The sequence below is a fragment of the Herbihabitans rhizosphaerae genome, assembly GCF_004216555.1.
In the GTDB taxonomy this organism is placed as follows: Bacteria; Actinomycetota; Actinomycetes; order Mycobacteriales; family Pseudonocardiaceae; genus Herbihabitans; species Herbihabitans rhizosphaerae.
In genome coordinates, this window is record NZ_SGWQ01000001.1 from 140,581 (window position 1) to 152,521 (window position 11,941).

16 protein-coding genes are annotated in these 11,941 nt (G+C 70.5%); 6 read left to right on the plus strand and 10 right to left on the minus strand.

Going from position 1 to position 11,941, the window contains the following annotated elements; all coding sequences use genetic code 11:
• Nucleotides 1–3: 3 nt before the first annotated feature.
• The 6 genes from EV193_RS00695 to EV193_RS00720 form a co-directional block, all read right to left on the minus strand.
• On the minus strand, nt 4–855 hold the full coding sequence (locus EV193_RS00695; RefSeq protein WP_130341967.1) for a slipin family protein: 852 nt from the start codon (nt 853–855) through the stop codon (nt 4–6).
• A 95-nt stretch (nt 856–950) separates the two neighbouring features.
• Nucleotides 951–1,259, minus strand: a complete 309-nt coding sequence (locus tag EV193_RS00700; protein WP_130341968.1) for a hypothetical protein — start codon at nt 1,257–1,259, stop codon at nt 951–953.
• Between the two features lie 48 nt (nt 1,260–1,307).
• On the minus strand, nt 1,308–1,613 hold the full coding sequence (locus EV193_RS00705; RefSeq protein WP_130341969.1) for a hypothetical protein: 306 nt from the start codon (nt 1,611–1,613) through the stop codon (nt 1,308–1,310).
• 69 nt (nt 1,614–1,682) lie between these two features.
• Complete coding sequence (locus tag EV193_RS00710; RefSeq protein WP_165401240.1) at nt 1,683–2,546, minus strand: HpcH/HpaI aldolase/citrate lyase family protein; 864 nt, start codon at nt 2,544–2,546, stop codon at nt 1,683–1,685.
• An 11-nt stretch (nt 2,547–2,557) separates the two neighbouring features.
• Nucleotides 2,558–3,628, minus strand: a complete 1,071-nt coding sequence (locus tag EV193_RS00715; RefSeq protein WP_130341971.1) for an HpcH/HpaI aldolase/citrate lyase family protein — start codon at nt 3,626–3,628, stop codon at nt 2,558–2,560.
• Nucleotides 3,629–3,703: 75 nt separating this feature from the next.
• Nucleotides 3,704–4,168, minus strand: a complete 465-nt coding sequence (locus EV193_RS00720; protein WP_130341972.1) for a nuclear transport factor 2 family protein — start codon at nt 4,166–4,168, stop codon at nt 3,704–3,706.
• A 116-nt stretch (nt 4,169–4,284) separates the two neighbouring features.
• On the opposite strand from EV193_RS00720, the gene EV193_RS00725 reads away from it, so the two are divergent.
• Both EV193_RS00725 and EV193_RS00730 read left to right on the plus strand, forming a co-directional pair.
• Entirely contained in the window at nt 4,285–5,253 is a 969-nt protein-coding gene (locus EV193_RS00725; RefSeq protein ID WP_130341973.1) for an ArsR/SmtB family transcription factor, read from the plus strand.
• Complete coding sequence (locus EV193_RS00730; RefSeq protein WP_130341974.1) at nt 5,250–5,666, plus strand: protein-tyrosine phosphatase family protein; 417 nt, start codon at nt 5,250–5,252, stop codon at nt 5,664–5,666. Before EV193_RS00725 ends, EV193_RS00730 begins: the two co-directional genes overlap by 4 nt.
• Here EV193_RS00730 and EV193_RS00735 read toward each other — a convergent pair.
• The gene (locus EV193_RS00735) at nt 5,663–6,532 is read right to left on the minus strand and encodes an NAD(P)-dependent oxidoreductase (RefSeq protein ID WP_130341975.1); all 870 of its coding nucleotides are present in this window, start codon (nt 6,530–6,532) and stop codon (nt 5,663–5,665) included. The two genes, EV193_RS00730 and EV193_RS00735, sit on opposite strands and share 4 nt — an antisense overlap.
• A gap of 344 nt (nt 6,533–6,876) precedes the next feature.
• On the opposite strand from EV193_RS00735, the gene EV193_RS00740 reads away from it, so the two are divergent.
• From EV193_RS00740 to EV193_RS00750, 3 genes are read left to right on the plus strand one after another with little or no spacing between them, the layout of a single operon-like run.
• Nucleotides 6,877–7,167 carry an IclR family transcriptional regulator gene (locus EV193_RS00740; protein WP_130341976.1) on the plus strand — a complete coding sequence of 97 codons (291 nt, stop codon included), beginning with the start codon at nt 6,877–6,879 and terminating at the stop codon, nt 7,165–7,167.
• Between the two features lie 9 nt (nt 7,168–7,176).
• The gene (locus tag EV193_RS00745) at nt 7,177–8,448 is read left to right on the plus strand and encodes a magnesium transporter MgtE N-terminal domain-containing protein (RefSeq protein ID WP_130341977.1); all 1,272 of its coding nucleotides are present in this window, start codon (nt 7,177–7,179) and stop codon (nt 8,446–8,448) included.
• The gene (locus EV193_RS00750; RefSeq protein WP_130341978.1) at nt 8,441–8,980 is read left to right on the plus strand and encodes a DUF1003 domain-containing protein; all 540 of its coding nucleotides are present in this window, start codon (nt 8,441–8,443) and stop codon (nt 8,978–8,980) included. Before EV193_RS00745 ends, EV193_RS00750 begins: the two co-directional genes overlap by 8 nt.
• A gap of 7 nt (nt 8,981–8,987) precedes the next feature.
• On the opposite strand, the gene EV193_RS00755 is transcribed toward EV193_RS00750, so the two are convergent.
• Nucleotides 8,988–9,314: an NUDIX hydrolase gene (locus EV193_RS00755; RefSeq protein ID WP_130341979.1), complete on the minus strand. Its 327-nt coding sequence runs from the start codon at nt 9,312–9,314 to the stop codon at nt 8,988–8,990.
• On the minus strand, nt 9,311–9,814 hold the full coding sequence (locus EV193_RS00760; protein ID WP_341273132.1) for a MarR family winged helix-turn-helix transcriptional regulator: 504 nt from the start codon (nt 9,812–9,814) through the stop codon (nt 9,311–9,313). The genes EV193_RS00755 and EV193_RS00760 overlap by 4 nt, the downstream gene beginning before the upstream one ends.
• Nucleotides 9,815–9,862: 48 nt before the next feature.
• Between EV193_RS00760 and EV193_RS00765 the strand changes: the two genes are divergently transcribed.
• Entirely contained in the window at nt 9,863–11,023 is a 1,161-nt protein-coding gene (locus EV193_RS00765) for an Mrp/NBP35 family ATP-binding protein (protein ID WP_207222448.1), read from the plus strand.
• A 513-nt stretch (nt 11,024–11,536) separates the two neighbouring features.
• Here EV193_RS00765 and tatB read toward each other — a convergent pair.
• Nucleotides 11,537–11,941 (minus strand): Sec-independent protein translocase protein TatB, encoded by a 405-nt coding sequence (gene tatB, locus EV193_RS00770; RefSeq protein WP_130341981.1) that lies wholly within the window; start codon nt 11,939–11,941, stop codon nt 11,537–11,539.

An 11,941-nucleotide genomic window follows, 5' to 3' on the forward strand; every position in this document is an offset into this window, starting at 1 on the left:
ACGTCAGTTCTCGAGCCGCTCTGTTGGCGTGTCCTCCTCCGGCACCCTCGGCGCGGGCGGCTGGCCGTTGTCGCGCGACTCCTCGGCCTTCGCCGACTTGGGCGGCCCAGCGCTCTCCAGGAAGCGCAGCAGCTCGACGGGGAAGGGCAACACGAGCGTGGAGTTCTTCTCCGCGGCCACCTCGACGACGGTCTCCAGCAGGCGCAGTTGCAGCGCGGCGGGGGTGTCGGCCATCTGCGCGGCGGCCTGCGACAGCTTGTAGGACGCCTGCAGCTCGCCGTCGGAGGAGATGATCCGCGCGCGGCGCTCCCGTTCGGCCTCGGCCTGCCGGGACATCGAGCGCTTCATCGACTCGGGCAGCGCGACGTCCTTGATCTCCACCCGGTCGATGTGGATGCCCCAGCCGAGCGCGGGGCTGTCGATCATCACCTCGAGGCCCTGGTTGAGCCGCTCCCGGTTGGACAGCACGTCGTCCAGGTCGCTCTTGCCGATGATCGACCGCAGCGAGGTCTGCGCGACCTGGCTCATCGCCGACCGGTAGTCCTCGACATTGACCGCGGCCGCCACGGGGTCGATCACCTTGAAGTAGAGCACCGCGTCCACCCGGACGGTCACGTTGTCGCGGGTGATGCCCTCCTGGGACGGCACCGGCATGGTGACGATCTGCATGTTGACCTTCTGCAGCCGGTCGGCGACCGGCAACAGGAACGTCAGCCCCGGCTCCCGGACTTGCGGCCGCACCCGGCCGAACCGGTAGATCAGCCCGCGCTCGTACTGCTTGACCACGCGGGCACTCGCGCTCAGATAGATGAGGCCGATCCCGAGGATCGTCAACAGAATGTAGAGAAGGACCATGGCGCGCTCCCGCCCGTACACGGTCGCGTCGCCGCCCGAATCAACGGCGGCGCGGCTCCTGATCCACCTTCCTGATCGATGCTACGCCCGATCGATCAGCTCAGGGGATAGGTCAGCCGGCCGGCTTTGTCGTACTGCGCCACGACCTCCACCACGCTCACGCGGAAGTGGTGGTTGCTGGTGGCCCCTTCCACCAGCACCATCCAGGTGTCGCTCCCACTGTGGTAGACCGTCCGTCCCTGCTGCAGCGTCGGGTGTTGCGGCTGATACAACGCGGCGGTTTCCTTCGCGGCTCCCACGGCGTGCTCATAGGGCATGGCGGCGGACGTATGCGTCACCCTCCACTGCATGTAGTCGCCCCGGTTCGTGTTCTCCTCGATGACGACAGCCCAGTGGCCGGTCACTCGTGTTCTCCCCTCACCCCGCCGCGAACAGCCTAGCGATCCGGACGATCACGGCCAGGTCTGCTGACCGGTGTGATCGAAGTGCGAGATCAACTGGACGACGCTCACGCGGAAATGGAAGGTCTCCGTCGTGCCGGCGATCCGGACCACCCAGTCGTCACCGTGCCGGAAGACGCTCCGCGACCGCACGACTCTCGGGTGCGCCGGGCGATAGCCGTCGGCCACCGCGCCCGCCAACTGAACGGCGTCCGGGTGGCTCACCGGCCCGCTCGTCCAGGAAACGCACCAGTGCCGCCCCTGCGTCGAGCCCCAGACATCGACTGTCTCCTCGATCAGCACGTGCCAGTCGTGCACTCGTCCCCCCGTTGATCACGTCTCCGCATTGGGACGACGGGCGGGGTTCCGGGGTTCCTCGGTCGACGGCTATTGGGCCAGTTCCCGGATGGCGTCGTGCACGGCGAGGATGCGGCGGGCGTTGTCCACGTGCAGGTTCTCGATCATCTTGCCGTCCACGGTGACCACGCCACGGCCCTCGGCACGCGCCGCCTCGAACGCCTCGATGATCTTGCGGGAGGAGTCGACCTCGGCGTCGGCCGGCGCGAACACGCGGTTGCACGGCTCCAGCTGCGTCGGGTGGATCAGCGTCTTGCCGTCGAAGCCGAACTGCCGGCCCTGCACGCACTCCGCCTCGAAGCCTTCGAGGTTCTTCACCTCGTTGTACACACCGTCCAGGATCACCTTGCCGGTGGCGCGCGCGGCGAGCAGCGCCAGGGACAGCCCACCCAGCAGGGGCGCACGGCCGGGCACGTGCTCGGCGTGCAACTCCTTGGCCAGGTCGTTGGTACCCATGACGAGCACGGTCAACCGGTCGCTGGCCCGCGCGATCTCCTCGGCGTGCAGCATGGCGACCGGTGTCTCGACCATGGCCCAGATCGCCGTGTGGTCGGGCGCGCCGGCCGACTCCAGCGCGCTCTCGATCGCGTGCACCTCGGTGGCGGAGTTGACCTTGGGCACCACCACGGCGTCCGGGCCGGCCTGGGCGGCGGCGCGCAGGTCGTCGTCGTGCCACTCGGTGTCGAAACCGTTGACCCGAATGGTCAGCTCGCGCTTGCCGTACTCGCCGGACGCGACGGCCGCGCACACCTTGTCCCGACCGTCCACTTTGGAATCCGGAGCGACCGAGTCCTCGAGATCGAGGATCAGCGCGTCGGCGGCCAGCGTCTTCGCCTTCTCCAGCGCGCGGTCGTTCGCGCCCGGCATGTAGAGCACGGATCGCCTGGGGCGCAAGGAAACCTGGCTCATGCGAGCGCCTCCTTGGTCGCGGCGTCGTAGGCTTCGGCCAGCTCGGGGTCACGGGCGGCGAGCGCGTCGGCCAGTTCGGCGACCACCCGGCACTGCTTCACCGTCGCGTCGTCCTGCATCTTCCCGTCGATCATCACCGCGCCGGTGCCGTCGCCCATGGCGGCGATCACCTTGCGCGCCCAGGCGACCTCGTCCGGCGCCGGCGAGAACACCTTCCTGGCGATCGCGATCTGCTTGGGGTGCAGGCTCCACGCGCCCACGCAGCCGAGCAGGAACGCGTTGCGGAATTGGTCCTCGCACGCCACGACATCGGCGATGTCCCCGAACGGCCCGTAGTACGGCAGGATCCCAGCGGCCGCGCACGCGTCCACCATGCGCGCGACCGTGTAGTGCCACAGGTCCTGCTGGTAGGTGGTGCGGCCCTCGTTCAGGTCCTCGCCGGTCGGGTCGGTGCGCACCAGATAACCCGGATGGCCGCCACCCACTCGTGTGGTCTTCATCCGGCGGCTCGCCGCGAGGTCGGCCGGCCCGAGCGAGATGCCCTGCATGCGCGGCGACGCCTGGGCGATCTCCTCCACGTTGGACACGCCGCTCGCGGTCTCCAGGATCGCGTGCACGAGCAGCGGGCGTTCCAGTCCGGCGCGCGCTTCGAGCTGGGCGAGTAGCCGGTCGACGTGGTGGATGTCCTGCGCGCCCTCGACCTTGGGCACCATGATCACGTCGAGCTTGTCGCCGATCTCGGTGACCAGGGTGATCAGGTCGTCCAACACCCACGGCGAGTCGAGGCTGTTCACCCTGGTCCACAACTGGGTGTCACCGAAATCGGTGGCCTTGGCGATGCGCACCAGCCCGTCGCGGGCGGCCTCCTTGGAGTCGGCCTTGATCGCGTCCTCGAGGTTGCCGAGCACGACGTCGGCCTGTGCGGCCATGTCCGGCACCTTGGCGGCCATCTTCTCGTTGCTCGGGTCGAAGAAGTGGATCATCCGCGACGGGCGGAACGGGATTTCCCGCACCGGGTCCGGCGCGCCCACGGCGAGCGGTGCGAAGAAGTCCTTCGGTGAACGCATGAAAAGCCTCCGTCAGCCAGGGTCTACCGCTGGGTAACCCTAGTGCCGCCCGGCCGGCGCGCACGCCGATGTGGCCTACTCCACGACGGTGTTCTGGTCGTGCAGCACCAGCCAGCGGCCGTGTTCGCGGGTCCAGGTGATGCCGATCATGAGGGTCTGCCGGTAGCCGGCGGCCGGTTCGGAGTACACCGACTCGAACAGCACGGTCGCCGTAGAGCAGCCGTCCACCGCGCGGTGCTTGACCGTGAACGTCTGCGTCCAGTCGGTTCTGGCGAAGAACCGTTCGATGAAGCCGGCGAACGCGGGTTTGCCGACCAGCGTCGAGCCGCCGGGCAGTACTCCCACGACGTCGGGGTGCACCAACGCGTTGAACGCCTTCGCGTCCCGTGCGTCCGTGGTCGCGACATACCGGGCGACGGCGGTGTCGAACTGCCACGCGCAGCCGCGCGCGCCGTCCGGCGCGGCCGACGCCGAGGTGCCGGCGACGGTCGCCGCGCCGGCGGCGAGCACCAGAGCGATCGCGATGTTCCTGGTGGCCATGGTGAGGTCCTTCCTGTCGAGTGGCCGGACCTCACCGCGCCGGACCCGCGAACGGGCAACGATTAGAGGGCGTTCGAATCGTTCCCCGCAGGTACGGGCGCACGTAGGCTCGGCGCGTGATCGTGGCCCGGTTCGACGCCGACAGCCTCGCCAGGGTGCGGCTGTCCCCGTCACCGGTGTGCGAGGCGAACGCGTGGCTGCGGCTGACCGCGTCCGGCGGCCGGCACCCGGTGTTCGGCGATCCCGGGGCGAGCGCGCGATCGGCGCTGCGTGATCCGGACGCGGCACTGGTGGCGGCCGTGCTGCCGAGGTCCGGCCGCGGCTACTCCCCCGACCTGCTGACCCCGAAACCGTTGCGCGGCAAGGGAAAGCAGGTGCTCGGCGATCAGCTCGACCGGATCGCCGCCACCGCACCGGATGTGGTGGCCGACCAGGTCTCGTGGACCGGGCGGCCCATGCCGGCTTCGGTACGGCGGGCGGTCGACGACGGCACGTTCGCCGTCCGCGCGGCCGGCGGGATCATGCGGTTCTGGGCCGCGGCGATCGCGGACGGCTGGACCGAGTTGACCGCCACTATCGACGCCGACCTCGCCGCGCGGGCCGCCACGATGGCCGGCCACGGCGTCGGCGCGATGCTGGATTCGTTGCACGACAACATCTCGTGGGCCGGCGACACGCTCACGGTGCGCTCGGTGTGGCAGGAGGAGTTCCGGCTCGACGGCGTCGAGGTGGTGTGCGCGCCGGCGGTATTGTCGTGGCCGACACTGAGCGTGCAGCTGTGCGACCCGCGCGAGGCGGTGCTGTGCTACCCGGCCGCCGGCGTGGGCGCGTCCCGCCCGGCACCCGACACGGGATCGCTGGACCGGCTGCTCGGCCCGACCAGGGCGGCGCTCCTCGGCGACCTGGACGCGCCACGGTCGACGGCCGACCTGAGCCGCCGCCACCGGCTGTCCGCGCCGACGGTGTCCTACCACCTGGCCGTGCTGCGCAAGGCAGCGCTCGTCGGCAGCCGGCGCGACGGCCAGTACGTCCTGTACCACCGCACCGACGGCGGTACCGATCTGATGCGGAGAGCCACTCGATGACCTGGGAACCCGCGCCCGGCGTGCTGCGACTGCCGTCCGGGCGGTTGGTGCGCGGCCGGGGACTGCGCCGCGGCCTGCCGGACGGCGAGCGTCCCGAGTTCGGGCTGTACCTGCTGGGTAAGGAGCCGCCGCCGGTGGACTGGCCGAGCACATGGGTGCGCTGGCCGGACTTCCGGCTGCCGTCCGATCGCGCGACCGCACGCGAGGTGCTGCTGGACGCGTGGCGGCGGGCCGAACACGAGCGGGTCGAGGTCGCGTGCGGCGGCGGGTACGGGCGCACCGGCACCGCGCTGGCCTGCATCGCCGTACTGGACGGCGTGCCGGCCGGCGAGGCGGTGGCCTACGTGCGCGAGCACTACGCGCACCGCGCGGTGGAGACGCCGTGGCAGCGTCGGTTCGTCGCGCGCTTCTAGAGGTCGCGCACCTGGATCGCGCGCAGCACGGCGATCATGTCGAGATCGCCGTGACCGAGTTCGAGCGCCTCGCCGTACAACGCGTGGCAGGCGTCCAGCAGCGGTGCGGCGATGCCCGCGTGCCGGGCGGCTTCGGCGACCAGCCGGTTGTTCTCCAGCACGTTGGCGATCGAGGCCTGGACCCCGAAGTCGCGGTTCACCAGCTTGTGCGCCTTCACCCGGGACACGTCGCTGGCCATCGGCCCGGCGTCCAGCACCTCCACGAACCGCCGAGGATCGATGCCCTGCTGCTCGGCGAAATGCGCCGCCTCGACCAGACCGGTGACCATCGTGATCAGGAACAGGTTCACCGACAGCTTCATCAGCAGCGCGTTGGGCACCGGGCCGCAGCCGAAGATCTCGTGGCACATCGGCGAGAGCAACGGCCGCACCTGGCGCACCGCGTCGTCCTCGCCGGCGACCATCGCCGCGAGCTGCCCCGACCCGGCCGGAGCGCGCGAGCCGGAGACCGGTGCCTCCACATACCGGCCTCCGGCCGCGCGGACGTCGGCCTCCAACCCCCGTGAATACTCCGCCGACGTCGTTCCCATGTGGACGATCGTGTGCCCGTCGGCCTTGGTGGAGAACCCCGGTGTGCTGCGGCAGAGCACGGTGTCGATGGCCGCGCCGTCGGCGAGCATGAGGATCACGACCTCGGCGCGGCCGAACACCTCCTCCGGGCTCGCCGCGACGGTCGCACCGGCCGCGCGCAGCGGCTCGGTCCGGCGCGTCGTGCGATTCCACACCACCAGCGGTATTTCCGCCCGGGCCATGTTGAGCGCCATCAGCTGGCCCATGACTCCGAGCCCGATGAAACCGACGGGCATCACTTTCTCCGGACGTTTGTCAATCGTTGGACGTGCGAGCGTGGCAGTGGGCCGGACCGAGGGCGACGGTTCGATCCGCTCAGTGGAACGTCGTCCCGCGATCGGACGAGGAGACAGGTATGGATCACCACGGAGAGCGCCCCGCGTCCGGGCGACGAGTGCTGGAGGGCGCACCGTCTGCTCGACCAGTTGATCACCCTGGGCGCGGTGCAGCGGCACGACGGGCACTACCGCATCGGCCCGAGGATGTTCGGCTTCGGCCAGGCGTGGTCGGCCGGAGCCACCCTGCGTGCCGCGGCGAAACTCCCGCTGCGGCAACTGTCCTCGGCGATCCGCGGCGCGCCGTGCCGAAGGTGTACTCGACGCCCGAATGGCGGCGCCTGGTCACCGATGTGCGCGACCGGGACGGCACGATGGTCAACTTCGGGTGCCCGCACGTGCCGGAGATCTCCAACGTCGCGGCACCGGTGCGCACCCCGTCCGGCGAGGTGGTCGCGTCGGTGAGCGCCCGGGTGCTGGACGGCCGGCGACTGTCGTCGATGGTGCCCGCCGTCGAGCGGACCGCGCGCCTGGTCACGGCGAACCTGGCCCGGCTGGCCGTGATCGCCCCGGCGCACCGGGGCGGTCGCGGCTAGCCTGATCATGTGGGTGGTGTGACCAGGGTCTTCGTGGCGCAGCTCGCCAGGCTCGGGGTGTTCGGCCCGGACGGCGAGTCCATCGGGCGAGTTCGGGACGTCGTCGTGGGCCTGCGACTGGACCGGCAGCCGCCCAAGGCGCTCGGCATCGTCGTGGAGCTGGCCACCCGCAGGCGGATCTTCGTGCCGATGCTGCGGGTCACCTCGATCGAGCCGACCGGCGTCACGCTGGCCACCGGTTCGGTCAACCTGCGCGCGTTCCACCAGCGGCCCAACGAGGTGCTGGTGCTCGGCCAGATGCTCGACGCGCGGGTGACCGTCGGCGACTCGGACGTCGTGGTGATGGACGCCGCCATGGAGCCGACCCGCACCCGCGACTGGGTGATCGCGCGGGTCGCGGTGCGCGAGCGGACCGGACGGCTGAGCCGGCGCGGCCCGGTGCAGGTGCTGCGCTGGGACGAGATCAGCGGGCTCGGCATCGCGGAGCTGACCGAGACACGGCAGGACGCGCGGGCACTGCTGGTCGTCTACGACCGGCTGCGCGCCACGGACGTGGCGGCGGCACTGCGCGATCTCCCCGCGAAGCGCCGCTACGAGGTGGCCGACGCGATGGACGACGAGCGGCTCGCCGACGTGATCGAGGAGCTGCCGGAGGAGGATCAGAAGGACCTGCTGTCGCACCTGGACGACGAGCGCGCGGCCGACATCCTCGAGGCGATGGACCCCGACGACGCGGCCGACCTGCTCGCCGAACTGTCCGAAGTGGACAAAGACCGGCTGCTGGAGCTGATGGAGCCGGAGGAGTCCGAACCGGTGCGCCGGCTGCTGGAGTACTCCAAGGACACCGCGGGCGGCCTGATGACCCCGGAGCCGATCGTGCTCGCGCCGGACGCCACGATCGCCGAGGCGCTGGCCCGGGTGCGCAACCCCGACATCACCCCGGCGCTGGCCAGCCTGGTGTTCGTGTGCCGCCCGCCGTCGGCCACCCCGACCGGTCGCTACCTCGGCTGCGTGCACATTCAGCGGCTGCTGCGCGAACCGCCGTCGGATCTGGTCGCCGGTGTGGTGGACACGCAGCTGGCGAGCCTTCGCCCGAACGCCACGCTCACCGAGGTGACCCGGTTCTTCGCGGCGTACAACCTGGTGTGCGGTCCGGTGGTGGACGACGAGGACCACCTGCTCGGCGCGATCACCGGCGACGACCTGCTCGACCACCTGCTGCCCGAGGGCTGGCGGGAGAGCGGGCTGCGCGAGGCGGGAGGTGAGCGGCTCGATGCCTGACCCACCGTCCCGGCGCCGGCTGGATCAGCCGCGCTCCCCGCGCCGGCTGAGCTTCGACGTGGACCCGGAGGCGTTCGGCCGCTTCTCCGAGCGGCTGGCCCGATTCCTCGGCACCGGCAAGTTCCTGTTCTGGCAGACGCTGATCGTGATCATCTGGATCACGCTGAACCTGGTCGCCGTGTCGCTGCGGTGGGACCCGTATCCGTTCATCCTGCTGAACCTGGCGTTCTCCACGCAGGCCGCCTACGCCGCGCCGCTGATCCTGCTCGCGCAGAACCGGCAGGACGACCGCGACCGGGTGTCGCTGGAGGAGGACCGGGCACGCGCCGCGCAGACCAAGGCGGACACCGAGTACCTGGCCCGCGAGCTGGCCGCGCTGCGCATCGCGGTCGGCGAGGTGGCCAGCCGGGACTACCTGCGCACCGAGCTGGACAAGCTGCGCAAGGACCTGAAAGTCAAGCGCCGCAAGGCATCCCAGCCGTCCGCCGAGGCCGTCAAGAACGATCGGCGCTGGGATGACACACCCGGCTGAGTGCGCACTACTTGATCAGCACGCCGTCCAGTAGCAGATCGCGCAGCAGCAGGTGGATCGCCGGGGCGGTCTCCCGGTCGCCGCCGTACTCGCTCGCGGTGACCCGGCGCAGCGCCGCGATCTCCGCGCCCGGCGCCGGTTCGCCGTCCAGCTCGCCGTCGTAACAGACCAGCTCGACGGTCGCGCCGTCACCCTCGCCGTACGCCGGCGCGCGATACGTCCGCCGGAAGCGGGCGGTGCGCAGCCCGACGCCCAATTCCTCGGTGACCTCGCGGTGCGGCGCCTGCTCGTCCACGACGTTCACCAGGCCGACCGCGCGGACGTGCCGGCTCACTGGTCGACCTGCTGATCGGCGAGCCGGCCGCAGAGCTCGCCGACCACCCGCAGCTCCTCCTCGGACAGCGCGCTGACGAAGTGGCGGGTGACACCGGCGAGGTGCGTGCTGGACGCGGCGCGCAGCGTGTCGAACCCGGTGGACGTGAGCCTCGCCACCACGCCGCGCCCGTCCTCGTCCACCCGCTCCCGGACCACCAGCCCGTCGCGCTCCATCCGGTCGACCAGGCGGGTGACACCCGATCGGGACAGGAGCACCAGCCCGGCCAGTTCGGCCATGCGCAGGCGGTGTTCCGGCGCCTCTACGAGCTGCACCAGGACGTCGTAGGCGCCGAGTGAAAGTCCTTGCTCAGCAAGGAGTTCCGCCTCGAGGCAGCGGGTTATCCGCGCGTGTGCGCGAAGGAACTTCCGCCACGCGTCCAGCTGAACCCCCGTCGGTGTGGCTGCGGTGTGCGACTGTGGCACATCGGCTGATGTTACGGAATGGCTGCGATCACGCACACTCTGGGTATGTCCTCCCGAGATCCGGGGCTATCCGACTTCCGTAGCATGGGAGCCGTGACCACCACAGAGTCGACCACAGCACCGGACGTCGAGGCGATCCGCAAGGCGCTCGCCAGCGTGAACGACCCGGAGATCAACAAGCCGATCACCGACCTCGGCATGGTGAAGGACGTCTCCGTGGCCGACGGCGGTGTGGTGACCGTCGCGGTGTACCTGACCATCGCCGGCTGTCCGCTGCGCGACAAGATCACCAAGGACGTGACCGCCGCGGTGTCCGCCGTCGCGGGCGTGCGCGACGTGCGGGTCGAGCTCGACGTGATGAGCGACGAGCAGCGCACCGAGCTGCGCAAGTCGCTGCGCGGCGACGCCGAGGAGCCGAAGATCCCGTTCGCCGAGCCGGGCTCGCTGACGCGGGTGTACTGCGTCGCGTCCGGCAAGGGCGGTGTCGGCAAGTCCAGCGTGACGGTGAACCTGGCCGTCGCGATGGCCGAGCGCGGGCTGTCGGTCGGCGTGGTGGACGCGGACATCTACGGGCACTCGGTGCCACGCATGCTCGGCACGACCGAGAAGCCGACCAAGGTCGAGAAGATGATCATGCCGCCGCAGGCGCACGGCGTGAAGGTGATCTCGATCGGCATGTTCACGCCGGGCAACACCCCGGTGGTGTGGCGCGGGCCGATGCTGCACCGCGCGCTGCAGCAGTTCCTCGCCGACGTGTTCTGGGGCGACCTGGACGTGCTGCTGCTGGACCTGCCGCCGGGCACCGGCGACATCGCGATCTCGGTGGCGCAGCTGATCCCGAACGCGGAGATCCTGGTCGTCACCACGCCGCAGCAGGCCGCCGCCGAGGTGGCCGAGCGGGCCGGCGCGATCGCCCTGCAGACTCGGCAGCGGATCGCCGGCGTGATCGAGAACATGTCGTGGATGGAGCTGCCGGACGGCACCCGGATGGACGTGTTCGGCACCGGCGGCGGGCAGGTCGTCGCGGACTCGCTGACCCGCGCGGTCGGCTCGGACGTGCCGCTGCTCGGTCAGGTGCCGCTGGATCCCCGGCTGCGTGAGTCGGGCGACGACGGCACGCCACTGGTCACGCACGAGCCGACCGCCCCCGCGTCCGTGGTGCTGCGCGAGGTCGCCGGCAGGCTGTCCCAGCGCGCCCGCGGTCTGGCCGGCCGCATGCTCAACGTGTCCCCTGCGGGCCGCTGACCCGCACCAACGCCGATGACAGCGAAATGACAGTGCTGTCTGGTTAGGTCTTCACGCCGGCAGGTCCCGCCCTGGGGAGGAGTGGGACGGCGGGCCGGGGATGCGCGTGCAGGGGAGGCGCTCGCATCCCCGCCCGGCCGGCCTCTGGTGATTCTCACGTTGACAACCGCTCCAACGCCCTTGGCGTACTTTAGCCCGCTAAAGTACGCGCGGAAGCTCACGGAGGGTGAAGGGCGCCGCGTCGCACGCGTCGGGTTGTCAGGCCGAAAGTTGTTGCGGCGCAACAACTCTTCCCTCGGCATCATGAATGTCGCTGATCACGCTGGGCTACATATGCGCGTCGTTTGACAACCGCGGCGGCTCATGCGTGCGTACTTTAGCCCGCTAAAGTCCGTCGGCGATCACAAAAGCGCAGGTCAACGACGTGCAGGCGAGCGGCCAGAACGTGAAGAGTGTTGCAGGTGGGCGCGAGTGCGGCGGCGGGTCACACTCACGGTGAAGTTGATCGGCGCGTCAGGTCGCGTCCGGGTCGAACGGGGGCTTCTCGCCCTTGGTCAGCGGCGGGCTGTCCGAGGTGGGCGCGGCCGGCGCCGGCGCGGCCGGATCGGTGTACCCGTTGGCCTTGTAGCCGCCGTTGCCCGGCTTGTTCCAGTCGTCGTCCAGCAGGTGCTGGCTGACCGCGCGCTTCGGGTCGAAGTTCCGCAGGCCCTGCAGGTCCTGCAGCGGCTTGCGCAGCTCGTCGTACTCCGGGCCCAGTTCCGTACGCAGCTGCTCACGCGCGCCGGTGGCGTACTGGCGGACCTTGCGCACGTTGCGGCCGAGCCACGCGGCGGCCGACGGCAGCCGCTCCGGCCCCAGGATGAAGAGCCCGGCGACCACGATCACCAGGATCTCGGCCCACCCGATGCTGTCGAACAT

Bases quoted from the DNA above. Each gene is read 5' to 3' on its own strand.
- EV193_RS00730 (WP_130341974.1), top strand. From the start codon at position 5,250: ATGACCTGGGAACCCGCGCCCGGCGTGCTGCGACTGCCGTCCGGGCGG.
- tatB (WP_130341981.1), bottom strand. From the start codon at position 11,941: ATGTTCGACAGCATCGGGTGGGCCGAGATCCTGGTGATCGTGGTCGCC.
- EV193_RS00750 (WP_130341978.1), top strand. From the start codon at position 8,441: ATGCCTGACCCACCGTCCCGGCGCCGGCTGGATCAGCCGCGCTCCCCG.
- EV193_RS00735 (WP_130341975.1), bottom strand. From the start codon at position 6,532: ATGCCCGTCGGTTTCATCGGGCTCGGAGTCATGGGCCAGCTGATGGCG.
- EV193_RS00715 (WP_130341971.1), bottom strand. From the start codon at position 3,628: ATGCGTTCACCGAAGGACTTCTTCGCACCGCTCGCCGTGGGCGCGCCG.
- EV193_RS00695 (WP_130341967.1), bottom strand. From the start codon at position 855: ATGGTCCTTCTCTACATTCTGTTGACGATCCTCGGGATCGGCCTCATC.
- EV193_RS00765 (WP_207222448.1), top strand. From the start codon at position 9,863: ATGGGAGCCGTGACCACCACAGAGTCGACCACAGCACCGGACGTCGAG.
- EV193_RS00720 (WP_130341972.1), bottom strand. From the start codon at position 4,168: ATGGCCACCAGGAACATCGCGATCGCTCTGGTGCTCGCCGCCGGCGCG.